Source organism: Leifsonia sp. CL147, from assembly GCF_900114565.1.
In the GTDB taxonomy this organism is placed as follows: Bacteria; Actinomycetota; Actinomycetes; order Actinomycetales; family Microbacteriaceae; genus Leifsonia.
Genome location: NZ_FOTM01000003.1, coordinates 94674 through 117102, shown reverse-complemented (window position 1 = coordinate 117102; position 22429 = coordinate 94674). Strand labels below are relative to the sequence as shown.

Below are 22429 nucleotides of genomic sequence, written 5' to 3'. Positions count from 1 at the left end.
GTTCAGCGACGCGTGTCTGCAGGGATCTTGATCGTGACCGCCGCGGCGACGAACACGATGGCTCCCGCGATCGCCAGGCCCTGCAGCACCAGGTCGCCGAGCGGCAGCGGCCACACCGGATTCCAGACCACGGCGACCGGGATGAGACCGGCGAGCCACCACCACAGCCGCGCCTGGCCGGCGAACACGCAGAGGATGAGCGCAAGGATGCTGACGGCGTACCGGACGTAGAGGTACCAGTCGCTCGACACCAGCGCCAGGCCGGCCAGCAGCACGATGGCCCCGAGGAGCCCCGGTGCGAGGGCGGCGCGGCTGAAGGCGGGCTGCTGCGGCGTGTGTGGTCCAGGCATCGGGAGTCAACTCTACGCGGCGGCGCGGTGGCAGAAATACGCCCGCCCGGTGCGGAGGACTCTCGGTCTCCGGCCGGGCGGGCGGGCTGTGTGATTGCGGGATGCGGGACGCGGCGGGTTACAGCGTGCCACGACGGAACAGGAACGCGCAGGGCGGTGCGTCGGAGCCGACACGTACCGTGACGGCGGCGGTTCGGGCGAGCTCGAGGAACGGGTCGAGCTCGAGGCGGGTCATGGGTACTCGGCGCAGTTCGGCGTCGGACGCGATCCCGTTCACCGCGAACGCGACGTCGGGGACGTCGTAGGGCTCTTCGGCGAGATCGAGGAACACGATCGGCGAGGCATCCTGCTGGTCGAGCGGGAACACGGAGAGGATCGCTTCGGCGGCGGCCTCTGTCGTGACGTCGTCGCCCAAGTGGACGACGGGGGCGGTGATCTGATCTTCCGGGTAGCCGCTGCCGACGAGGGTAAGCGTTTGGCCATCGTGCATCGCGTCGAGCGCGCTCAAGAGCGCACCGGACAGCAGCGGGCTGAGGTTCTTCAGCAAAGTCGGGCCTTTCCTGTTAAACGAATATTTCTCAACCCCTCCCTGGAGGATAGACCCATCGGTATGTCCACCCACACCCCCCATTGAGGGGATAGCCCGGGTGAACTCCTCGTCGGCTTGGACCCCCGGGGCGACGCCATTTACCCCCTCCGGGTATGGGCGGCTCCGGCATTATCCTGAGGGGGTGATCGCAGACATCAAGAAGCGTGCACTGCACCGCACGCGCATCCTCGAGGGCCAGCTCCGGGGCCTGGAGAAGATGATCGAGAACGAGGACTACTGCGTGGACATCATCACGCAGTCCCTCGCCATCCAGAAGTCGCTCGGCTCGCTCAACAAGCTGCTGGTCGAGAACCACCTCCGCACGCACGTGTCGGAGATGTTCGAGGAAGGCGGAAGCGCACGCGACGACGCCATCCTCGAACTGCTCAAGGTCTACGAGCTCTCCAACAACCGCGGCTGACCCGGCGACCATGGCTGAGGAGCTCATCCGCATCGTCCGCGGAGACATCACCGACGAGACCGTGGATGCGATCGTCAACGCCGCCAACAGCTCGCTGCTGGGCGGTGGAGGGGTGGACGGCGCCATCCACCGGCGAGGCGGGCCGGCCATCCTCGCCGCGACCAGGCAGCTGCGTGCCACCACGCTGCCGGACGGGTTGCCCACGGGCCAAGCGGTGGCCACCACGGCGGGCGACCTCGCAGCGAGTTGGGTCATCCACACGGTCGGACCGGTGTGGTCGGCGCACGAGGACCGCACTCCGCTGCTGCAGAACGCGTATCGGTCCTCGCTGCGGGTCGCCCGGGAGCTGGGCGCCCGGACGGTCGCCTTCCCGGCGATCTCCGCCGGGATCTACGGCTGGCCGATGGACGACGCCGCGCGGATCGCGATCAGCACCGTGCGTGCCGTGCTCTCCTCCGGGGTCGGATCGGTCGAGCACGTGCGCTTCGTCCTGTTCTCGGACGCGGCCTTCGACGCCTTCCGCACCGCGGCCGCCGCCTGACGCCCCCACCCCACCCCCACCCCCACCCCCCACCGTCGAGTCCGCAGAGATTGCACGGCCGCGCGGCGTTTCGCGTGCAGTCTTTGCGGACTCGATGGTGGGGCGGGAGATCACGTACGCCAATCACCATGCGGGTTGCCCGACGGCTCGGCTTCTCCGGCTCGTTCGAACATCATCCACACCATGTCTGTCCCTGGTCGCGAATTCGGCCGTTGGGCCGGGACGATCCCTGCACTATCGCAAACCGAAGGTCCTCGATCCGCGCCGGCTCACCCATCGACTACTACGAGACTCTTCAGATAGTTTTCAAAGTATCGATGTCCGACCTGAGTACCGATACTTTCCGGGTGAAACTGCACGGCCTCGATCCGCCGATCCTTGTGGCGCAGTCCCATCACGTAGTTGTCGTCTGAGGAGCGTGCGGTGACAACCAAGCACTCTGGAATGGTCGCCTCGTCTACGACCAGCGAGTGATATCGGGTGACAGTCGCTGGTCGCGGTAAGCCCCGGAAGACGCCGTGGCCGTCGTGGTCCACGAGACTCGTCTTGCCATGCATCAGATGTTCTGCCGGCCGGACTGTTGCGCCGAAGAATTCGGCAATCGCCTGGTGGCCCAGGCAGATCCCGAGCACCGGGATGTGCTGGGAATGGGCCTCCAGGATCTCGATGTGACCGGACGCAGCGGGCGTGCCGGGCCCCGGCCCCAGGACGATGCAGTCAGGCTCGAGTTCAGCGAGTCGGGCGGGATTCTCCGCGTGGCTTCGGAGCATGGTCGTCTCGGCGCCTGCTTCGTCGAGGTACTGCTTGATGATCCACACGAAACTGTCGAATGCGTCGATGACCGCGACCTTCATACCAACTCCTCGTTCGAGACGGCCCAGAAAGCAGCCGCCATTTTCGACAGCGTCTCGTTCCACTCGCCGTCGGCGGACGAGTCCGCGACGACCCCTGCGGACGCGCGGACGGTGTACTTCCCCTCGTGGTGTGTCGTCATCCGAATGCCGAGTCCGAGCACGCACCATCCTCCGAATCCGATGAGACCGTGCGCCCCCGCATAGAGTCCTCGGCGGGAGCTTTCCAAAGTCTCGATCAACTCCATGGCTCGAATCTTGGGCGCACCCGTCATCGTTCCGGCGGGAAACGTTGCGCGAACCAATTCCATGGCTCCGACGCTTTCACGTGCTGCGCCCGCCACATCCGATACCAAGTGCATGACGTGTGAATACTCTTCGACGACCATGAGCTCGTGGACACTGATCGATGCGGGCCTGCAGACTCGGCCGAAGTCGTTGCGGCACAGATCCACCAGCATGAGGTGTTCTGCCCTCTCTTTCTCGTCAGCGAGCAAGGCGTCACGCGCGTCGAGGTCTCTCGCTTCATCGCCGCTTCGCGGAGCAGTGCCGGCGATGGGGCGCATCGTGACGACGCCCCTCTCGAGACGTACGAACAGTTCAGGGCTCGCACCCACCAAGGACGTACCTGCGATCTTCGCGAAGCTCATGTACGGCGAAGGGTTGCGTTCCCGGAGCCGGCGGTACACATCGAACGGAAGCACTGACGTCTCTATCTCAATCTGATGACCGAGCTGTATCTGGTAGATATCGCCGTCGGCGATGTGGTCGAGCGCTACCTCAACCCGACCGGCATACTCCTCAGGCGTGACTTCAAAGCGGACGGAACGTGGGCGAGGTACGTGCGTACCTCGGCGAGGGTTCCTCATGCTCAGATCCCTGTGCAGAGCGGTTTCGTCGATGTCCGGCCAGAGTTCGCACCGGGCGATCATCAACTCAGCCTCAGTCGATGCGGGTTCGGTTCGAATGAGGGCATGGACAAGGGAAAAGAAGGCATCCGGTGGTGCCGAGTCGGCCGCAGGGATCAGGCGGGGTAGCTCCTCAACGTACTGAGCTGTGTCGTAGCCGAAGCAGGCGAAGAACCCGCCACCGAAGTCGCTGCCGATCGACTCGTCATCGACGGCGAAAAGGGTCTCAAGGACGTCGGTGAGCTCCCATAGCGCGCCGGGCTGCCGTAGCGCCAGGCCCGCGTCATCCCGAACCAGCACGCCGGACCGAAGGAGGACCGATTCGGCCTCACGAGTGACGCGCGGGAGACCACTGATCTCAACCCGGTGGCTGTAGACGGCCACGTCGAGAAGGCCTGTTATGGCCACCATCGAGTGGCGAGCATCGCGCAGAGGACCTGACGCCGACTCCAGCACAACCACCGAGTCCGCTCCCAGTCGATTCACCAGTGCGTCGGCAGCGTCCAATATGTCTGGAGCTCGGATCAGGCGACGGTCAATGTTCAGATCGAAACCGCGGCTACGCATTGGTCGTGCTCACCAGAGTGTCGCTGAGAGAGGCGAGCCCTGCTTTCGCACGCAAGACAGTGGACATCTGGGCGAGCGTCCCGCTGACGTCCAGCGGATGCGTTTGCACAACGACAACGTGTGCGCGCGTGTCGTCAGACAGCGTTCGTACAGCCCGCTCGAGATCCTCCGGTGTTGTGACGTGCGCCAGCGACGCCACCGAGTTCCCGAGCCCGAGCGCACGACTGAACGCGACATAATCCCAGGCCGGGACATCGTTATAACGCGCGTGCTCGCCGCGAATAGCGCGCTCCACCGTGTACCCGCCGTTGTCGATGATGACGATCACAGGCGTAAGCCCCATCGTGCACACCAGAGCCAGTTCCGATGCCACCTGCTGAAAGGCTCCGTCGCCGATGACCACCACGACATGCTCGGAGCGGGCGGCAATCGCGGAACCGATACCTGCTGGGAGCGACCATCCGATAGCCGCCCACAGCGTCGCGCTCTCTACCCGTATGCCCTCTGGTATTCGGGAATCAAGCAGCCCGTAGAAGCTGCTCCCCGTGTCAACGAAGAGCCGCGTGCCGGGAGAAAGGCGCGGCAAGAGCGCGGCCCACACCGCTCTGAGAGATATCACGCTCTCGTCGCCCTCGACAGGAGCTCGCCGAGACGGCCCAGGAGCCGCGCTCTCGAATCGCTCGTTCCTCGGCGGCCAGTACTCCAACAGAAGCCGACACGCGGATTCGAAAGGAAGATCGACGCGTTGGTCGCGCCAGACGATCGCATCCCGGCCGACCGCCAAGGTCGACTCTTCTTCGAACCGATGACTCAGTCCGCCCGTCGTCGTGTCCGAGAGGACGCAGCCGATCAAGACTCGCCCGTGGGAGCCCTCGACCTCATCTCGCACTGGTGGGCTCGAGAGCTTCCCGTTATAGACGCCCACGTAGGTAGGTTCCGACCGAGGAGCTGATCCGAGCGCGTTCGGCAGTTCTGCTATGCGCGCCCCCCGGCGCGCCAGCGCGGTGCCGACATCACCGCACTCGCGCCGCCAGATGAGATGCCCGAGAACGGCAACAGCATCTGGGACCTCTGTGAAGAAGCGCGAGAGGAGGTCGCTGGCATTCTTGATAGCCGTTGGTGCGACGCGAGGGAGTGATAGTGGCGCCGGTGTAGCGGCGGCAATCTCTGCAACGTCCTGAGGAAGCAACAGATAAACGGGTCGCTTCGTCGAACGCAGGGCAACAAAAGCCCTGTCGATTGTCGCCGTTGGCGCATCCAAGCCCACCGAGAAGTTTGTCTCGGTGAGATTGGCCGCAGCACGCCGGAATCGGTCGAAGTCGCCGTCGTGAAAGGTGTGATGCAACGGGCTGCGAGCGTTTACCGCGCGCGTCGCGGGACCGACGACGATGTGCAGCACCGCTACATCCTCAGCTGTTGCACCGGCGACGCCCGTCGCGGCGGACAGCTCACCGACTCCGAAGGCCGTCAGAAGCGCGCCATAGCCCCGATTTCGCGCATATCCGTCTGCGGCGTACGCAGCACCCAGTTCTCCGCTCGTACCGACCCAGTCAACGGTCGAGGTGGACTCGAGCCTGTCCATGATTGCAAGCGAGAAGTCGCCGGGGACTCCGAAGATGTGGTCAACGCCGAGTTCGACCAGTCGCGCGAACACATGATCGAGGACGGTCATCTCGGGAGCAAGCGGAGCTCGTCCTTCAGCAGTAGCCATACCCTGTGGACGAACGAGCGCCCCACATCATGACGCGAATTCTGACAATTGATGCAATGTTTACGCGACTCGCTACGCCACCGACCGAAACTCCTGAAAGCCAGCAGTCGTCGTCGGTCTGCGGGTCAGGCGGCGCCGCCGAGGTCGGGGAGGGTGATGGCGCGGCTGTTCGGGGGGAGATCACGGAGGCGCTCGAGTGCGGGGGCGAGCTCGGCCGCCCAGACGCGGTAGCCCTCGGGGTTCAGGTGGAGGCGGTCCTCCGTGTAGGCGGGGTTGAGCTCGCCGTCCTCCAGCGCCATCGCGGGCCAGAGGTCGAGCCAGCCGGCGTGCACGGTCGGCGCGAATTGCCACAAGTGGCGGTTGATGTCGCGGATCTGGTCGGCGAACTCGTGCCCGCGCGGCATCACGGACTGCACGAGGATGCGCGTCTCCGGCAGGTCCTTCCGCAGGGTCACGAGCATGGTCTCGATGTTGCGGACGACGTGCTCCACCGATCGGCGCCAGGCGAGGTCGTTGGTGCCGATCAGCAGGGCGATGGTCGCCGGGCGGGCGTCGATCACATCGTCGAGGCGGGCGAGCACGTCGTCGGTGGTGTCCCCCGCCGCCCCGAAGTTGCGGACGACCTCTCCGGGGAGGAGCGCACCCCAGTCGCCGCCCTGGGTCAGGCTGTCCCCGACGAGGGCCAGCTCGCCGCGCTGCGGACTCCACCCCTGCTCCGGTCTCCAGTCCTCCGGCATCCCGCGCTCCCCTCGTCGTACCCCATCCTCCCCCACTACTGCGGACAGAGGAAGGAACGGGCGCGGAAACGGGACGCCCCCACAGCCGTCCTACAGCAACGACTTGGTGTGCCAGACGGTCTTCGTCTCGGTGAAGAACGCGATCCGGTCGAGCGACGGAGCGGCTGCATCGGCACCGTTCTCGGGCGGGAGCACGCGCTTCAGCGTGTCGGCTGCCGCGATCTGCAGGTCCACCCAGTCGAGGTCGCCCGCGCCGACCAGGTCCAGCGCGTTGACGTCGGCGTGCGAGGCCAGCCAGGGCGCGATCTCGGCCGGCGAGCCGGTGAGGATGTTGACGACGCCGCCCGGCACATCGCTCGTCGCGAGCACCTCGCTCAGGCTGATGGCCGAGAGCGGGAAGCGCTCGCTGGCGATGACCACGACGGTGTTCCCGGCCACGAGCGCCGGTGCGATCGCACTGACGAACCCGAGCAGGCCGGAGTCCTGCGGCGCGATGATCGCGACGACACCGGTCGGCTCCGGCACCGAGATGTTGAAGTACGGGCCGGCGACCGGGTTGGCGTTGCCCGCGACCTGGGCGAACTTGTCCGCCCATCCCGCGTACCAGACCCACCGGTCGATCGCCTCGTCGACCTGCGCAGCGGCGGCGGACGCCGAGGCGCCCTCGGCCTTCTGGATCTCGTCGACGAACTGCGCCCGGCGGCCTTCCATCAGCTCGGCGATGCGGTAGAGCACCTGGCCCCGGTTGTAGGCCGTCGCGCCCGACCAGCCGGAGACGGCGCCGCGGGCGGCGACCACCGCATCCCGGGCGTCCTTGCGGGAGGCTTTGGCCGCGTTGGCCAGGAACGCGCCCTTCGCGGTCACCACCTCGTACGTGCGGCCGGACTCGCTGCGCGGGAACGCGCCGCCGATGTAGAGCTTGTAGGTCTTCGGTACGGCCAGGCGGGTCATCGTGCGGCTCCCTTGCGAGCGAGACGGGCGGGGATGGATGCGGCGGCCGGCAACGACCGCCCGGGCACCAGGTAGGCGCCCAGGCCGTGCCGGCCGCCTTCGCGCCCGTAGCCGGACTCCTTGTAGCCGCCGAACGGGCTGGCCGGGTCGAAGCGGTTGAAGGTGTTCGCCCAGACGACACCGGCGCGCAGCTTGTCGGCGACGGCCAGGATGCGGCTGCCCTTCTCCGACCAGATGCCGGCCGAGAGTCCGTACGGCGTGTTGTTGGCCTTGGCGATCGCCTCCGCCGGCGTCCGGAACGTCAGGACCGACAGCACCGGACCGAAGATCTCCTCGCGGGCGATCCGGTGGCTGGTGGAGACGTTGTCGAAGATCGTCGGCGCGAACCAGAAGCCGTTCTCCGGGATGGCGCACTCCGCCGTCCAGCGCTCCGCGCCCTCCGCCTCGCCGATGTCCGAGAGCTCCCGGATGCGCTGGAGCTGTTCGGCCGAGTTGATCGCACCGATATCGGTGTTCTTGTCGAGCGGATCGCCGAGGCGCAGCGTGGAGAGACGCCGCTTCAGCCGGTCGACGACCTCGTCGTGGATCGACTCCTGGACGAGGAGCCGGCTGCCGGCGCAGCAGACATGACCCTGGTTGAAGAAGATGCCGTTCACGATCCCCTCGACCGCCTGGTCGATGGGCGCGTCGTCGAACACGATGTTCGCGGCCTTGCCGCCGAGTTCCAGGGTCAGCTTCTTGGAGCTCCCGGCGACCGAGCGTGCGATCTCCCGTCCGACAGCGGTCGAGCCGGTGAAGGCGACCTTGTTCACGTCGGGGTGCGCGACGAGCTCGCGGCCGGTCTCGCCCGCACCCGTCACGATGTTGACCACACCGGCCGGCAGGCCGGCCTGCTGCACGATCTCCGCGAAGAGCAGCGCGGTGAGCGGGGTCGTCTCGGCGGGCTTCAGCACGACCGTGTTCCCGGCCGCGAGTGCCGGGGCGATCTTCCAGGCCAGCATCAGCAGCGGGAAGTTCCACGGGATGACCTGCGCGGCGACTCCGAGGGCGCGGGGGGCGGGACCGAGGCCGGCGTGCTCGAGTTTGTCCGCCCATCCCGCGTAGTAGAAGAACCAGGCTGCGACGAGCGGGACGTCCACATCCCGGCTCTCCTTGATCGGCTTGCCGTTGTCGAGGCTCTCGGCGACGGCCAGTTCGCGGGAGCGCTCCTGGAGGAGACGGGCGATGCGGAACAGGTACTTCCCGCGGTCGCTGCCGCTCATCCGCGACCACACGCGGTCGTAGGCGCGGCGCGCGGCGGCGACCGCTGCATCCACATCGGAGGCGTCGGCGGTCGCGATGGTCGCGATCCGCTCCTCCGTGGCCGGCGAGATCGTCTGGAACGGCGTGCCGCGGCCGGGGACGAACTCGCCGTCGATGAACAGCCCGTACTCGTCCCGCAGGTTCAGGATCGACCGCGACTCGGGAGCCGGGGCGTATTCGAGGAAACTCATGTCAGGTCCGCTTTCAGTCGATCGTCACGTAGTCGGCGCCGGAGTAGTGCCCGGTCGCCAGCTTCTGCCGCTGCAGCAGCACGTCGTTGAGGAGGCTGGAGGCGCCGAACCGGAACAGGTTCGGCTGCAGCCAGCGCTCCCCGACCGTCTCGGCGACGGTCACGAGGTACCGGATGGCGTCCTTCGACGAGCGGATGCCGCCCGCCGGCTTGACGCCGATCTCCTCGCCGGTGAGCCGGTGCCAGTCGCGCACCACCTCCAGCATCAGCAGGGTGACCGGGAGGGTGGCCGCAGGCGACACTTTGCCGGTCGAGGTCTTGATGAAGTCGCCGCCGGCCAGGATGCTGAGCCAGGACGCGCGACGGACGTTGTCGTAGGTGTTCAGCTCGCCGGTCTCCAGGATCACCTTGAGGTGCGCGTACGTGCCGTCGTCGCGGCGGCACGCCTCCTTCACCGCCACGATCTCGTCGAAGACCAGCCCGTAGCGGCCGGAGAGGAAGGCGCCGCGGTCGATGACCATGTCGATCTCGTCGGCGCCGGCGGCGACCGCGTCCGCAGTGTCGGCCAGCTTGACCTTGAGGGAGGCGCGTCCGCTCGGGAACGCCGTCGCGACGGCGGCGACGTTGATGCCGCCGCCGGGTCCGCTCCCGTCGCCTCCTGTGCGCCGGATCGCACCCGCGTGGGCTGCGCCCATCGCCTCCACCGCGTACGGCACCATGTCGCCGTACACGCACACGGCCGCGGGCCGCGGCGTCGTCAGGTCCGACGGGTCGGGGGTGAGCGCCTTCGCCACGAGGGAGCGCACCTTGCCCGGGGTGTCCGCGCCCTCGAGGGTCGTCAGGTCGATGAGCTCGATGATCGTGTCGAGCGCGCGCTTCTTGCTGCTCGTCTTGATCGAGCGGGTGCCGAGGCCGGCGGCGCGCTGCTCGAGCCCCACCGCATCCACCCCCGGGATGCCGCCCAGGTAGCGGCGCAACGACCCCTCGGTCAGGTCGCCGCCGAGCACGTCGACGGCGCGGGCCGCCGGCGCGAGCGTGCGCACGGGCGGCGTTGTCTCGATGGTCACGTGGTCCTCCAGGTGCTGCTGAATCCGGCCATCAGGCCGGGGTGCTCGGGACCGTGCGCCCGAGCAGGTCGTTGGCGGTCGATTCATCGGTGATCAGGATGCTGCAGAGCCCGCTCGCGACGACGGCGTGCGCGACACTGTGCTTGGGCTCCCCGGCGATGACCGCGATGGACGTGCGCGCCGCGCGCAGCTCGTCCAGGCTGAGACCGAGGGTGCGGGAGTTCAGCTCCGGATCGGCCACCTGGCCGTCCTCGGTGATGAAGCGGCCGACCACGTCGCCCACCGCTCCCTTCTCGGCCAGCGCCGCGACATCCTCGACGGAGAGGTACCCGGAGTCGACGTGGACCGAGCTGGTGTCGACGACGCCCGCGCTGAACAGGTACGCGTTGGCGGCGCGGGCGAGCTCGAGGACGCTCTGCACCGAGCGGTCGGCCTCGATCGCCCTGCGGGTGGCGGCATGCTCGAAGATCGCCGGGCTCGGCAGCAGGGTCGCGGTGCCCTGGGCCTTGCGCGCGATGACCACCGCCGTGTCGGCCGCGGCGGTGGCCTGCCGGGTGGAGGAGACGCTCCCGTTGATCTGGACCGGGTTCACGCCGACAGCCCAACCGGGCCGCAGCCGCGCCGCGACGGCGTGCAGCGTGCGGCCCCAGCTCACACCGAGGGTCCGCGGGACAGGGCGCAGGGTGGTCAGGTAGTCGGCGGCGGCTTGCGCGACCCTCCCCTGCACCTCGGAGTCGGACTCGGCGGCCGGCACGACCACCGCATCCATGAGGCCGTAGAAGGCGCAGAGCTCGCGCTCCAGCGAGAACCGCCGTGCGCTCGGGTGCACGATCTCGATGCGGACGAAACCGTTCTCGCGGGCGGCGACGAGCAGGCGGCCGACCTTCCAGCGCGAGACGTTGAGGGCGACGCCGATCTCATCCTGCGTCTTGCCGGCTTCGTAGTAGAGCTCCGCGGCTTTGACGGCGAGGATCTCATCCGTATCGTTCAGTGCCACTTCCCCAGCTTAGGAACGGGATGCGCGCCGGAGCAACATGTGCGTGGTCACTGCTCAAATGAGCACCCACCGATTCGTTTATCGTTGGGTCGTGCCTTCAGACCCCACGCCTGCCGCCACGACCGGCGCTACTCCCTACGCCCTCGCCGTCGACTTCGGCGGCACCAAGGTGGAGGCGGCACTGGTGGATGCCGACGGGCGCCTCGTCGCCGGATCGCGCCAGCGCCGGCCCACCGGACGGACGGCCACCGTGCCGGAGCTGGAGGAGTCGGTGGGCGGCGTCGTGCGCGCGAGCGCGGCATCCCTCCCGGCGGATGGCCGCATCGTCGGCGTCGGCATCGGCAGCGCCGGCCCCGTCGACCGCCGGCTGGGCCTCGTGTCCCCGCTGAACGTCCCGCACTGGCGCGACTACCCGATGCGCGACTTCGTGTCCCGCGTCGCCGCGGAGCTGGGGCTCGACGTGCCGGTGACGCTCGAAATGGATGGCGTGGCCATCACCATGGCGGAGCACTGGGTGGGCGCGGCGCAGGGCGTCGACAACGTGATGGGCATGGTCATCTCCACCGGGATCGGCGGCGGGCTCATCGTCGGCGGTCGCGTGATCACGGGACCGACCGGCAACGCGGGCCACATCGGCCACGTGGAGGTCGGCGAGCTCCGCGGCGAGGACACCTTCGGCAATCCGTACGCGCTGGAGGCCATGGCGTCGGGCCCGCACACCGTCGCGTGGGCGCGTCAGCACGGCTTCGCCGGCGGGACGGGAGAGGAGCTGGCTGCCGCCTACGCGGCGGGCGACCCCGTCGCCCGTGCGGCCATCGCGCGCACGGGCGAGGCGGTCGGCCGGGCGATCGCCTCGGCCACCGCGCTCCTCGATCTGGAGCTGGTGGCGATCGGCGGCGGGTTCTCGCACTCGACTCCGGACCTCTTCGACCACATGCGCTCGGTCGTGGAGCAGCACTACTTCCCGTTCGTGCGCAAAGTCCGCATCGTGCCGTCCGCCCTCTCCTCCGAGGGCCCCCTCATCGGCGCGGCCGCCCTCATCCATCGCGCCCACCTCCTCCCCTAGCCCCGCCTCCGCCTGCGCCTGCGCCTCCGCCTGCGCCTGCGCCCCACCGTCGAGTCCGCAGAGATTGCACAGAATCGGCTCGAAAACGTGCAGTCTCTGCGGACTCGACGGTGGGGCGCGGGGCGCGTGGGGCGCGGGGCGGGGGTTAGTCCTCGAGGTAGCGGGGGCGGGCGGCGAGAGCGCCCGCCAGGGCCGCGGCGAGGACGGTGCCGGTGAGGACGACGAGGGCGAGCGTCCACGAGCTTGTGAGCTGGTGGAGGACGCCGACGGCGAGCGGTCCGAGCGCGCCGAGGGTGTAGCCGAGACCCTGCGTGAAGCCGCTGAGGGCGACCGCGCCCGCGTGGGTCCTCGTCCGCATGTTGATGAGCACGAGGCACAGCGGGAACAGGAGCGGGCCGAGACCGGCGAACGCCACCCACAGCCACGTCGCCACGCCCGGGACGAGGATGAGGCCGAGGTAGCCGAGGATGAAGAACGCGATGCCGGCGTAGATCAGCAGGGCGACGTTCTTCATCCGGGAGGCGAGCAGAGGGATGAGCAGCCCGGCCGGTATGCCCATCCCGGCATATACCGACAGCAGCGCCCCGGCATCGAGCGGCGGCACCCCGGCGACATCGTGCAGGATCTGCGGCAGCCAGGCGAACATCGCGTAGGCGTTGAGGCTGGAGACGGCGAAGAGCACCATCATCGCCCACGCCAGCGACGACCGCCAGACACGCTTGGCCATCGCCGGCTCGGCGGCCTCGACCTCCGCATCCCGGTCGGGGTGCGTGGGCCGCCGCGTGATCAGGATGCGCAGCCACGGCAGGATCGCCAGCAGGACGACCACGCCCCACATCCCGACGGAGACATGCCAGCCCGCGGCGTCCGCGACCGGCACGGCGATCAGCGGCGGCAGGAGCGTGGAGACCGACATGACCGTCGCATACAGCGAGGTCACAAGCCCGATCCGGTCGGGGAAGTACCGCTTCACCAGCGGCGGCAGCAGCACGTTGCCGACGCCCATCCCGGCGAAGGTCACCGCCGATCCGATCGCGAGGACGACGAACGACGAGGCGGACGCGCGGATCAGGTGCCCGCCCAGCATGACCCCCAGCGCGATGAGCACGACGCTCTCGAGGCTGAGCCGGCGGGTGAAGGACGGCGCGATCAGACCGAACAGCGCGAAGCAGACCGGGGGCAGCATCCCGAGCAGACCCACGTCGATGCTGGAGACGGGGAACTCGCCCCGGATCTCGGCGAAGATCGGCGAGAGCGCGGCGACCGCTGTGCGGAGGTTCGCCGCGACGAGCAGGATGCCGAGCAGCGCGATCGCGCGCCCGTGCCAGAGCGGCCGCACACCGGCGGCCGCGGCGGGGGCGGAGGTCGCACCCGCCATCAGCCGAGCTCCCGGGAGTCCGACGGGACGGACGGGACCGACGGGACCGACGGGACGGACGGGACCGACGGGACGGACGGGACGGCGCCGAGGATGCGCCGAGCCTCCCGTACGTCCTCCGCGATCTGCGCGATCAGCGGCTCGACCCCGGTGTACGCGACCATCCCCCGGATGCGCTCGACGAACGACACCTCGACCGTGTGATCGTAGAGGTCGAGCTCGCGGTCGAGCACGTACGCCTCCACCTGCTTCTGCGGGACGCCCTCGAACGTCGGGTTGTTGCCGACGGAGATCGCCGCGGGGTACCGCTCCCCCGCGTCGGTCAGCCACCCCGCGTACACGCCGTCCGAGGGGATGAGGCCCTCCGACTCCGGTGAGAGGTTGGCGGTCGGGAAGCCCAGCTCGCGACCGCGCGCGGCGCCGTGCACGACGATGCCGCGGACCGTCGGAGCCGAACCGAGAAGCTCGCCGGCGTGCCGGACGTCGCCGCCGGCGAGGAGCTCGCGGATCCAGGTGGAGGAGACGCGCCGCCCCCGTTCCGGCCGCACGTCGTCGATCAGGACCACCTCGAACCCGGAGGTCTCGCCGAGCCGGCGCAGCAGTGCGACGTCGCCCGCACCGCCGGCCCCGAAGCGGAAGTCGCTGCCCACCAGAACAGCGGCCGCGTGGAGCCGCTCCACCAGGATGCGGTGCACGAACTCCTCGGGCGAGAGGCTCGCGAGGCCACGGTCGAAGGCCACCAGGAGCGTCGCATCGATGCCCGTGGAGGCCAGAAGGCCGAGCTTCTGCGCGTTGCTGACCAGCGATGGCGGGCATTTGTCGGGCGCGAGGATCTCGAGCGGATTGCGGTCGAACGTGATGACGGTCGACACCAGCCCGCGCTCGGCGGCCACCGAGCGCAACCGGGCGATCACCGCGCGGTGACCGGTGTGGACGCCGTCGAACTTGCCGATCGTGACCGCGCTCGGTCCCCACCCGTCCGGGATCTGGGAGACGGCGTGGAAGACCCTCACGATGCGACCCCGGAGGCCGGGGCGACGGAGGAGGAATCGTCGAGCGGCGGGTGGCCGCGCAACCACAGCATCCCGAGCACCGGGAGCACGAGCGGGATGAGGAGGTAGCCCATCCCGTACACCGACCACACCGTGGCGTCGCGGCCGAACGGATCGATGTCGTGGAGCCCCAGCACGGCCGGGGCGGCCACGCTGAGGGTCCCGACGATGAGCACGCCGGCCAGTTCGAAGCTGATCGTCGCCCACGCCACGCGGTACCAGACGCGCCCGGGCGCGATGAGCGCGACGGTCGCCAGGATGTACACGGCGGCGGACAGCGCCGAGAGCGTGAACGCGACCGGCGCCTCGTGGAAGCGGTCGATGATCTGGAACACGCTGCGACCGGTCGCCGCCAGCGCGAGCACGCCGTAGACGAAGACGAGCACCCGGCCGACACCTGTCAGGCGGCGGCCCGGCGTCCGCCGTCCGGGAGACGACTGCGAGGGCTTCGTGCGGGGTGACCGGGTGTGGTGGGACATCGCCTACGATTCTATTTCCCGCGCGCCGCGTTCCGGTGCGGAGGGGTCAGGCGCCCTGCACGAACCAGATCTGGCCCATCCGGTACACCATCACGGCGATGGCGAGGCAGACTCCGCCGAGGATGACGGTACTCCAGCGGTTGCGCTCGATCAGCGCCCAGAACCCGCCGGCGAGCGGAAGGATGAGCGCGGAGATCAGGTAGATGTAGAACTCCGCGAGGCTGCCCGTCGGAGGGTTGCCCACGAGTGGAGCGATGATCGCGACGACCAGCTGGGCGATCAGCAGCAGCTCGACGACGGCGACCGCGCCCATCGAGACATCCCCCGGGAGCCGCCCCACGAGCCCGAGCACGAGGCACAGGATGCCCGCGGCGCACGCCACGAGGACCTGCGTCGTGGTGAACCAGTCGATCATCCTCGTCCGCCGGCCTGGCCGACCGCCTCATCCGTCGGGAAGTTCACGAGTGTCCTGGCTTCCTTTCCGCGGAACTCGATCAGTCCCACAAGCGCTCCGGTCGGCGCGATAGCGGCCACCGGTTCCCCGCCCGGTCCCTCCCGGTCGGCGAGGTGGATGCGGCGCCCGTGCGTCAGGTCGATCGCCTGCTGCTCGGTGAGCTCGAGCGTCTCGAACAGCCGGCCGGCGGCGTCCACCGCGGGGATCAGCGCCGCTTCCGCATCGAGCGTAGCGAGGTCGTGCGCGTCCCGCACGTCGTAGGCGCCCACGCGCGTGCGTCGGAGCGCGGTGAGGTGGCCGCCGACGCCGGCGCCCACGCCCAGCCCCGCTCCCAGGTCGCGGGCGAGGGAGCGGATGTACGTCCCGGACGAGCAGACGACCCGCACCTCCAGATCGATCGCCCCCGGCTCACGGCGGGTCCCGAGCAGCTCGAACTCGGAGATGGTGACGGCGCGCGCCTTCAATTCGACCTGCTCGCCGGCGCGCACCCGGGCATACGCTCGCTTGCCGTCCACCTTGATCGCGCTGACCGAGCTCGGAACCTGCTCGATCTCGCCGGTCAGTTCTGCGATGCCGGCCACGATCGCCTCGGCGGTCACCGCATCCAGAGCCTCCTGCGATGCGGGAGCCAGAAGCTCGCCTTCGGCGTCGTCCGTCGTCGAGGCAGCGCCGAGCCGGATGGTCGCCAGATACTCCTTGTCGGCGCCGACGATGTACGTCAGCAGCCGGGTCGAGGAGTTGATGCCGAGGATGAGAAGCCCTGTCGCCATCGGATCGAGAGTCCCGGCATGGCCGACCTTGCGCGTCCCCGCCGCTTTACGCACGCGCGCGACGACGTCGTGGCTGGTGATGCCGGCGGGCTTGTCGATGAGGATGAGTCCGCTGCCGGTCATGCGCGCTGTGCCCCCGCCGCCCGGCCGTGATCCGCCTCGGCGGCCAGGTGCAGCACGAGGTCCAGCTTCGTGCGGAACGTGCATTCCAGCAGTTCCCTGGCGGCTTCGTCCTCGTCGTAGCTGTCCGGCAGCCGCAGACCGAGCAGGGTGTTCAGCAGCATCCCCTCGGCGAGGAAGGCCCGCGTCTGCTCGGGAGTGAAGCCCGCCTCTGCGCGCAGGAGCCGGTAGATCGTCAGGAAGCCGGCCCGCGCCTGGGCGCCGATGGTCGGATCGTGACCCATGCTGAACGCCTGCATCAGCACCAGCAGAAGCCCCCGGTCCTCGACCAGGCTGACGTACGCGAGGCCGAGGCGGCGACCGATCTCGCCGTGGCCTCCGGCCGAGGTGGGCGCGGCGAGGTCGCCGGGAGGAGCGGCGGGAGCCCCGGCGGCCGTGGCGTGGCCGGCGAGCGGCTCGGCGGGAGACCCGGCGGCGGTGGCGTAGCCGGCGAGCGGCTCGGCGGGAGACCCGTCGGCCTTCCACTGCTCCAGCGTCTCGGTGAACGCGACCAGCAGCCGGTCGAGGCACCGCGACAGCACGCCGAGGAACAGGTTCTCTTTGCCGCCGAACATGCGCACCACGTAGGGCTGGCTGATACCGGCCGCCTTCGCGATCTGGTCGGTCGTCGCCCCGAAGTAGCCGCGCTCGCCGAAGACCCGGCTGGCGGCGTCGAGAATCTGCTCCCGGCGTTCGGTGGAGGGGATCCTCTCGCTGATCTTGTCGCTCACACTTGACAGGTTATCAGTCGATTACTAGTGTCTGCTCTTGTAATCATTCGATAACCACATTCCTTCGGAGGCGTCCATGTCCGCTCCTCTCGCGTCCCGCCGGCGCATCCCGGTCTGGCTGGCGATCGTCGCCGCATCCCTGCCCATGTTCATGGCGACGCTCGACAACCTCGTCGTCACCAGTGCGCTGCCCGTCATCGCGAAGGACCTCGGCGCCTCCATCGAAGAGCTGCAATGGGTCATCAACGCGTACACGCTGAGCTTCGCGACCCTCATGCTCATGGCGGTCGGGCTGGGTGACCGGCTCGGGCGGCGCTCCGTGTTCCTCGCAGGCATCGCCGTCTTCACCCTGGCGAGTGCGGCGAGCGCACTCGCCACCGAGCCGTGGGAGCTCATCGCGGCCCGCGCGATCCAGGGCGCCGGAGCGGCGGCCCTCCTCCCGCTCTCCCTGACCCTCCTCGCCGGAAGCGTGAGCGAGCGCCTGCGGCCTGCGGCGATCGGGATCTGGGGCGGCATCTCCGGGCTCGGCGTCGCCCTCGGCCCGCTGATCGGCGGTGCAGTGGTCGAGGGATGGAACTGGCAGGCGATCTTCTGGCTCAACGTCCCGCTCGGCGTCGTGGCCATCCCGCTGGTGCTGTTCGCGGTGCCGAACAGCTTCGGCGACCGGGTGCGGGCCGATGTCGTCGGCCTGCTGCTGGCGGCGCCCGGCGTCCTCGGACTGGTCTACGGCATCGTGCGAGGCAACCCCGCGGGATGGGGCAGCGCTGAGGTGCTGATCCCGCTGATCGCCGGCTCGGCGCTGCTCATCGGGTTCGTCTTCTGGGAGTCCCGGACCGCCGCTCCACTGCTCCCCTTGAGGCTGTTCCGCGACCGCAGCTTCACCGTTGCGAACCTGGTCGGCGTGACCTTCAGCTTCGGGATCTTCGGAGCGATCTTCATCCTCATCCAATTCCTGCAGGTCGTTCAGGGGCACACCCCCGTGGAGGCGGGCGTCATGACGATGCCGTGGACCCTCGCGCCGATGGTCGTCGCGCCGCTGACCGGCCTGGCGTCGTCGCGGACCGGAACCCGCCTCCCGGTCGTCGTCGGCCTCGTGCTGCTGGCCGTCGCGATGGCCTGGGTCGCGCTGACCCTCTCGGCGACGCTGCCCTTCGCCCGGATGTGGCCGCCCTTCCTCCTCGCCGGGATCGGCATGGGCCTCGTCTTCGCGCCGAGCTCGACCGCTGTGCTCGCCAACATGCGGCCGGCCGACCACGCGAAGGCGTCCGGGACGAACTCCACACTGCGTGAGGTCGGCGTCGCGCTCGGCATCGCCGTGCTGACCGCCGTCTTCACGGGCGCGGGCGGGACGCTGACGCCGACCGGGTACGTGCACGCGGCCATCCCGGCGGTCGGGGTGGGAGCGGCCGTGCTGGGCGTCGCGGCCGTGATCGCGCTGGCGCTGCCCGGCCGGCGGGCGGCGGCGCGGGCCGCTGCTGCTGGGGCCGGGGCGGGGGCGGGGCGCGCGGCGGAGGTCGCGACCGGGTCCACCCCGGCCACCGCCGCCGCTACGGCCACCACCGCGACGGCCACCGCCACCACCGCGACCACCGCCACCGCCACCGCGGCCACCGCCACCGCGGCCACCGCCGCCGCGGCCGCCGAGTCCATGCCCGTCCTCGCGGACTGACCCCACCATCCCGCTGACGCGATACGCCGTCACGCACGCGGCGGTGTGTCGCCTCAACTCCTTCCGTGAGCCCGACCAGGGCCGCCCCACACCGTGCCGCGGTTAGGCTGGACCGCGTGCGTATCGGCGTCATCGGAGCGGGAGCCATCGGCGGAACGATCGCCGCGCTGCTCGACCGCGTCGGCCACCTGGTCGAGGTGGCGGCCCGGGGCGAGCAGCTGGCGGCCATCCGCGGATCCGGGCTTCGGCTCGACGGTGGATGGGGCATCCACACCGCGCGGATCTCCGCCTCGGAGACCCTGCAGGCCGTCCCCGAACTCGCGTTCGTGTGCACGAAGGCCCAGGATGCGCCTGCCGCGATCGGTGCCAATGCGGCGCTGCTCGACGGTATCCCGGTCGTCATCGTGCAGAACGGCCTCGCCGGCGTGCGCGAGGCCGATGAGCTCCTGCCCGGCTCCGCGTGTGTGGGCGGCCTGGCGCTCTACGCCGCGAGCTTCCTCTCCCCCGGGCACGTCTCTGTGACCACCACCGCCAACACCTACCTCGGCGCCGGCGACGGACCGCCGCCGCCGGCAGCCGTGGAGGCGGCGCGCATCCTCGACGCCGCCATGCCCGCCTTCGCCATCGACAACTTCACCGGTGCGCAGTGGACCAAGCTCATCGTCAACCAGATCAACGCGCTCCCCGCGATCACCGGACGGAGCGCGCAAGAGGTGCTCGGCGACCGCCGGCTGCGGCCGATCATGACCGCGAGCCTGCAGGAGGCCACCCGGGTCGGTTACGCGCGCGGCATCCGCTACGGCAGCATCCAAGGACTGGACGACCGACTCCTCCGCATCGTCGCGCACGCGCCCCGCTGGGCCGCACAGGCGGTCCCCCTCCTGATGAAGCGGCGGATGGGCACGACGCCCAACCCCGGATCGACGCTGCAGAGCATCCGCCGCGGTCAGCTCACAGAGATCGACTACCTCAACGGCGCCGTCGTGGATGAGGCGCGAGCGGCCGGCATCGACGCGCCGATCAACGCGGCGATCACCGCGCTGGTCCACGAGGTGGAGCGCACGCGTACCTTCCTCTCGCCGGACGATGTCGCCGCACGGATGCGCCCCCTCCTCGCCGCCTGATCCCCCACGGGCCTGTCCATCCGCCCGCCGTGCCCCACCTGCCCCACCTGCCCCCCGCCCTGCCCCACCTGCCCCACCTGCCCTGCCTGTCCCACCTGTCCCAAACATTCGTCACGAATGTGCACTTCCAGGCCGTGTAAGCGGCGATTCGTCACGAATGTGCACTTCCAGGCCGTATAAGCGGCGATTCGTCACGAATGTGCACTTCCAGGCCGTGTAAGCGGCGATTCGTCACGAATGTGCACTTCCAGGCGGTGTAAGCGGCGATTCGTCACGAATGTGCACTTCCAGGCGGTGTAAGCGGCGATTCGTCACGAATGTCGGCTTTCGACAGCCACAGTGCGGCGCGGCGGGGCCCCGCGCGGCGCGGATCTGCCCGGAGGAGGCGAGACGGGGCCTCAGACGCGGAACGGCAGCGCCGGCTCGGAGTCGTCCACGAGGATGTCCGCGTTCTCCAGCGGCCGCGCATCCTCCAGATACACGGAGTCCTGCGGGGCGTTCACGAGCAGGATGGAGGCGTTCCAGATCTCCCGCAGTTCCGGCCGGAGGGCGAACTCGCCGTCGATGACGAGCACCGCGTCCCGACCGGCCGTGAGCCAGCGCGCCTGCACCGGCCGATCCCGTTCCTCATCGAAAGCGGCCGTCTGGAAGCCCGTACTGCCGCCCATCCGGTAGGGGTCGAGCAGCACGCGCCGCAGGGTCACGTAGTCGTAGCCCTCGCGGTAGTAGCTCTCCGCTGTCTCGGGGCCTTGGCGCGTCCGGTACGCGCGCGAGTGGTGGAAATCCCCGAGGGAGGCGCGGAACGTGTCGGCGCCGGCCTCCCGGAACACGGCCGCGAGGTCATCCGCGAACGGCGAGCCCGTCAGCCCTCCGTCGACGGCGACGACCACCCTCCCCACCGGGAACACCAGCCGGAGGTCGCCGATCAGTCCGCGCAGGAACTGCACGCGAGGCGTCGGCGGAAGCATCATGCGAGAAGCATAGGCCGCAGCAGCCGTTAGCCTCGATGCATGCACGACTTCGCCGGGACGGTGGTGGCCTGGTACCACGCGAACCGGCGGGACCTGCCGTGGCGCCGCGACGGATTCACCGCCTGGGGCACGCTGGTCAGCGAGTTCATGCTGCAGCAGACTCCCGTGAGCCGCGTCATCCCGCGCCTGGAGGAGTGGCTCAGCCGCTGGCCGACACCCGCGGACCTGGCCGCCGTCCCTCCCGGCGAGGCGGTCCGCGCCTGGCAGTCGCTCGGATACCCGCGGCGTGCGCTCTGGCTGCATGCGGCCGCGGTGGCGATCACCGAACGACACGGCGGAATCGTGCCGGAGGACGTGGATGCGCTGCTCGCGCTCCCCGGCATCGGCGATTACACGGCCCGGGCGGTCGCGGTGTTCGCCTACGGCAACCGGCATCCGGTCGTGGACACGAACATCCGCCGCGTGATCGCCCGGGCCGTCGACGGCCAGGCCGAGCCCGGACCGCCGGGCAAGCGCGACCTCGCGGCCATGGAGGCGCTGCTTCCCGACGACCGGCCGGTCGCCGCAGCGTTCAACGCCGGGATGATGGAGCTCGGTGCGATCGTCTGCGTCGCCCGCTCCCCCCGCTGCGATGAGTGCCCGCTCGCCGGCCGCTGTGCGTGGCGGCGGGCGGGGTTCCCGCCGTACGACGGGCCGCGCAAGGCCATCCAGAAGCGCTACGAAGGCAGCGATCGCCAGGTGCGCGGCCGGATCCTCGCCGAACTGCGGGCGTCGCACCTCCCGGTGACCGCCGCCGAGCTCGAGGGCGTCTGGCCGGATGCGGCCCAGCGCGACCGAGCCCTCGCGGGCCTCCTCGCCGACGGCCTGGCCGTGCCCGCGGACGGCGGCTACACCCTCCCGTGACCTCCGCGCGGCCTGGCCGGCCCCCGCAGCCCCGCGCAGAGCGACCAGGCCCGCGAAGTGCTCGTAGGTGCACGCGACACGCCGTGGCGCGGTGCAACAACGAGCACCTCGGCAGCTGGCGCACCCCCGCGCAGAGCTCCCAGCCCCTGCGTAGAGCGCGCCGCCCCGCGGGGAAAGCGCGCAGCCCCCGCGCAGAGCGACCAAGCCCGCGAAGTGCTCGTACATGCACGCGACACGCCGTGGCGCGGTGCGACAACGAGCACCTCGGCAGCTGGCGCGGCCTCGCGGAGCGCGCCCGCCCGGCGAAGTGCTCGTAGGTGCACGCGACACGCCGTGGCATGGTGCAACAACGAGCACCTCGGCAGATGGCGCAGCCCCCGCGGAGAGCGCCCAGCCCCGCGCAGAGCGACCAAGCCCGCGAAGTGCTCGTTGTTGCACGCGACACGCCGTGGCGCGGTGCAACAACGAGCACCTCGGCAGATGGCGCGGCC

The 22429-nt window shown here is 69.7% G+C and carries 23 protein-coding genes; 6 read left to right on the top strand and 17 right to left on the bottom strand.

What is annotated here, in order from left to right:
• Positions 1–2: 2 nt before the first annotated feature.
• Positions 3–350: a DUF6804 family protein gene (locus BM287_RS04180; protein ID WP_090036277.1), complete on the bottom strand. Its 348-nt coding sequence runs from the start codon at positions 348–350 to the stop codon at positions 3–5.
• Between the two features lie 118 nt (positions 351–468).
• Positions 469–972: an RbsD/FucU domain-containing protein gene (locus BM287_RS04175; protein WP_244527873.1), complete on the bottom strand. Its 504-nt coding sequence runs from the start codon at positions 970–972 to the stop codon at positions 469–471.
• A 109-nt stretch (positions 973–1081) separates the two neighbouring features.
• Here BM287_RS04175 and BM287_RS04170 point away from each other — a divergent pair, with 109 nt between their 5' ends.
• On the top strand, positions 1082–1360 hold the full coding sequence (locus BM287_RS04170) for a metal-sensitive transcriptional regulator (protein WP_090036273.1): 279 nt from the start codon (positions 1082–1084) through the stop codon (positions 1358–1360).
• Between the two features lie 10 nt (positions 1361–1370).
• The gene (locus BM287_RS04165; protein WP_090036271.1) at positions 1371–1901 is read left to right on the top strand and encodes an O-acetyl-ADP-ribose deacetylase; all 531 of its coding nucleotides are present in this window, start codon (positions 1371–1373) and stop codon (positions 1899–1901) included.
• A gap of 269 nt (positions 1902–2170) precedes the next feature.
• Here the strand turns inward: BM287_RS04165 and BM287_RS04160 are convergent, their stop codons facing one another.
• The 8 genes from BM287_RS04160 to BM287_RS04125 form a co-directional block, all read right to left on the bottom strand.
• A complete protein-coding gene (locus BM287_RS04160; RefSeq protein ID WP_090036269.1) occupies positions 2171–2755 on the bottom strand; it encodes an anthranilate synthase component II in 585 nt (194 codons plus the stop codon).
• Complete coding sequence (locus BM287_RS04155) at positions 2752–4227, bottom strand: anthranilate synthase component I family protein (RefSeq protein WP_090036267.1); 1476 nt, start codon at positions 4225–4227, stop codon at positions 2752–2754. The genes BM287_RS04160 and BM287_RS04155 overlap by 4 nt, the downstream gene beginning before the upstream one ends.
• Entirely contained in the window at positions 4220–5899 is a 1680-nt protein-coding gene (locus BM287_RS04150; protein ID WP_170857423.1) for a thiamine pyrophosphate-binding protein, read from the bottom strand. Before BM287_RS04150 ends, BM287_RS04155 begins: the two co-directional genes overlap by 8 nt.
• A 164-nt stretch (positions 5900–6063) precedes the next feature.
• Positions 6064–6675 carry an SGNH/GDSL hydrolase family protein gene (locus tag BM287_RS04145; RefSeq protein WP_090036263.1) on the bottom strand — a complete coding sequence of 204 codons (612 nt, stop codon included), beginning with the start codon at positions 6673–6675 and terminating at the stop codon, positions 6064–6066.
• 90 nt (positions 6676–6765) lie between these two features.
• On the bottom strand, positions 6766–7626 hold the full coding sequence (locus tag BM287_RS04140; protein ID WP_090036261.1) for an aldehyde dehydrogenase family protein: 861 nt from the start codon (positions 7624–7626) through the stop codon (positions 6766–6768).
• Positions 7623–9119: an aldehyde dehydrogenase family protein gene (locus BM287_RS04135; protein WP_090036259.1), complete on the bottom strand. Its 1497-nt coding sequence runs from the start codon at positions 9117–9119 to the stop codon at positions 7623–7625. Before BM287_RS04135 ends, BM287_RS04140 begins: the two co-directional genes overlap by 4 nt.
• Positions 9120–9132: 13 nt before the next feature.
• Positions 9133–10185: a deoxyribose-phosphate aldolase gene (gene deoC / locus BM287_RS04130; protein WP_090036257.1), complete on the bottom strand. Its 1053-nt coding sequence runs from the start codon at positions 10183–10185 to the stop codon at positions 9133–9135.
• Between the two features lie 31 nt (positions 10186–10216).
• On the bottom strand, positions 10217–11182 hold the full coding sequence (locus BM287_RS04125) for a sugar-binding transcriptional regulator (RefSeq protein WP_090036255.1): 966 nt from the start codon (positions 11180–11182) through the stop codon (positions 10217–10219).
• Positions 11183–11273: 91 nt separating this feature from the next.
• Between BM287_RS04125 and BM287_RS04120 the strand changes: the two genes are divergently transcribed.
• Entirely contained in the window at positions 11274–12248 is a 975-nt protein-coding gene (locus BM287_RS04120; RefSeq protein WP_090036253.1) for an ROK family protein, read from the top strand.
• Positions 12249–12393: 145 nt separating this feature from the next.
• On the opposite strand, the gene BM287_RS04115 is transcribed toward BM287_RS04120, so the two are convergent.
• The 6 genes from BM287_RS04115 to BM287_RS04090 are packed head-to-tail and all read right to left on the bottom strand — an operon-like array spanning position 12394 to position 17271.
• Positions 12394–13626, bottom strand: coding sequence for an MFS transporter (locus tag BM287_RS04115; RefSeq protein WP_090036251.1), 1233 nt, complete (start codon positions 13624–13626; stop codon positions 12394–12396).
• Entirely contained in the window at positions 13626–14639 is a 1014-nt protein-coding gene (locus BM287_RS04110; RefSeq protein ID WP_090036248.1) for a bifunctional riboflavin kinase/FAD synthetase, read from the bottom strand. Before BM287_RS04110 ends, BM287_RS04115 begins: the two co-directional genes overlap by 1 nt.
• Positions 14636–15157 carry a hypothetical protein gene (locus BM287_RS04105; RefSeq protein ID WP_090036246.1) on the bottom strand — a complete coding sequence of 174 codons (522 nt, stop codon included), beginning with the start codon at positions 15155–15157 and terminating at the stop codon, positions 14636–14638. The genes BM287_RS04110 and BM287_RS04105 overlap by 4 nt, the downstream gene beginning before the upstream one ends.
• A gap of 46 nt (positions 15158–15203) precedes the next feature.
• A complete protein-coding gene (locus BM287_RS04100; RefSeq protein WP_090036244.1) occupies positions 15204–15572 on the bottom strand; it encodes a hypothetical protein in 369 nt (122 codons plus the stop codon).
• Positions 15569–16504 (bottom strand): tRNA pseudouridine(55) synthase TruB, encoded by a 936-nt coding sequence (truB, locus tag BM287_RS04095; protein WP_090036241.1) that lies wholly within the window; start codon positions 16502–16504, stop codon positions 15569–15571. Before truB ends, BM287_RS04100 begins: the two co-directional genes overlap by 4 nt.
• Entirely contained in the window at positions 16501–17271 is a 771-nt protein-coding gene (locus BM287_RS04090; protein WP_090036239.1) for a TetR/AcrR family transcriptional regulator, read from the bottom strand. The genes truB and BM287_RS04090 overlap by 4 nt, the downstream gene beginning before the upstream one ends.
• Before the next feature lie 76 nt (positions 17272–17347).
• Here BM287_RS04090 and BM287_RS04085 point away from each other — a divergent pair, with 76 nt between their 5' ends.
• Positions 17348–18940 (top strand): DHA2 family efflux MFS transporter permease subunit, encoded by a 1593-nt coding sequence (locus tag BM287_RS04085; RefSeq protein ID WP_244527872.1) that lies wholly within the window; start codon positions 17348–17350, stop codon positions 18938–18940.
• A 116-nt stretch (positions 18941–19056) separates the two neighbouring features.
• Positions 19057–20064, top strand: a complete 1008-nt coding sequence (locus tag BM287_RS04080; RefSeq protein WP_090036237.1) for a ketopantoate reductase family protein — start codon at positions 19057–19059, stop codon at positions 20062–20064.
• Positions 20065–20462: 398 nt separating this feature from the next.
• Here BM287_RS04080 and BM287_RS04075 read toward each other — a convergent pair whose 3' ends face one another.
• Positions 20463–21035: a nucleoside/nucleotide kinase family protein gene (locus tag BM287_RS04075; RefSeq protein ID WP_090036235.1), complete on the bottom strand. Its 573-nt coding sequence runs from the start codon at positions 21033–21035 to the stop codon at positions 20463–20465.
• 39 nt (positions 21036–21074) lie between these two features.
• Between BM287_RS04075 and BM287_RS04070 the strand changes: the two genes are divergently transcribed.
• Positions 21075–21938: an HhH-GPD family protein gene (locus BM287_RS04070; RefSeq protein WP_090036233.1), complete on the top strand. Its 864-nt coding sequence runs from the start codon at positions 21075–21077 to the stop codon at positions 21936–21938.
• Positions 21939–22429: the final 491 nt, after the last annotated feature.

Bases quoted from the DNA above. Each gene is read 5' to 3' on its own strand.
- truB (WP_090036241.1), bottom strand. From the start codon at position 16,504: ATGACCGGCAGCGGACTCATCCTCATCGACAAGCCCGCCGGCATCACC.
- BM287_RS04105 (WP_090036246.1), bottom strand. From the start codon at position 15,157: ATGTCCCACCACACCCGGTCACCCCGCACGAAGCCCTCGCAGTCGTCT.
- BM287_RS04070 (WP_090036233.1), top strand. From the start codon at position 21,075: ATGCACGACTTCGCCGGGACGGTGGTGGCCTGGTACCACGCGAACCGG.
- BM287_RS04145 (WP_090036263.1), bottom strand. From the start codon at position 6,675: ATGCCGGAGGACTGGAGACCGGAGCAGGGGTGGAGTCCGCAGCGCGGC.
- BM287_RS04155 (WP_090036267.1), bottom strand. From the start codon at position 4,227: ATGCGTAGCCGCGGTTTCGATCTGAACATTGACCGTCGCCTGATCCGA.
- BM287_RS04180 (WP_090036277.1), bottom strand. From the start codon at position 350: ATGCCTGGACCACACACGCCGCAGCAGCCCGCCTTCAGCCGCGCCGCC.
- BM287_RS04140 (WP_090036261.1), bottom strand. From the start codon at position 7,626: ATGACCCGCCTGGCCGTACCGAAGACCTACAAGCTCTACATCGGCGGC.
- BM287_RS04160 (WP_090036269.1), bottom strand. From the start codon at position 2,755: ATGAAGGTCGCGGTCATCGACGCATTCGACAGTTTCGTGTGGATCATC.
- BM287_RS04085 (WP_244527872.1), top strand. From the start codon at position 17,348: ATGTCCGCTCCTCTCGCGTCCCGCCGGCGCATCCCGGTCTGGCTGGCG.
- BM287_RS04150 (WP_170857423.1), bottom strand. From the start codon at position 5,899: ATGACCGTCCTCGATCATGTGTTCGCGCGACTGGTCGAACTCGGCGTT.
- BM287_RS04075 (WP_090036235.1), bottom strand. From the start codon at position 21,035: ATGATGCTTCCGCCGACGCCTCGCGTGCAGTTCCTGCGCGGACTGATC.
- BM287_RS04165 (WP_090036271.1), top strand. From the start codon at position 1,371: ATGGCTGAGGAGCTCATCCGCATCGTCCGCGGAGACATCACCGACGAG.
- BM287_RS04100 (WP_090036244.1), bottom strand. From the start codon at position 15,572: ATGATCGACTGGTTCACCACGACGCAGGTCCTCGTGGCGTGCGCCGCG.
- BM287_RS04135 (WP_090036259.1), bottom strand. From the start codon at position 9,119: ATGAGTTTCCTCGAATACGCCCCGGCTCCCGAGTCGCGGTCGATCCTG.
- BM287_RS04115 (WP_090036251.1), bottom strand. From the start codon at position 13,626: ATGGCGGGTGCGACCTCCGCCCCCGCCGCGGCCGCCGGTGTGCGGCCG.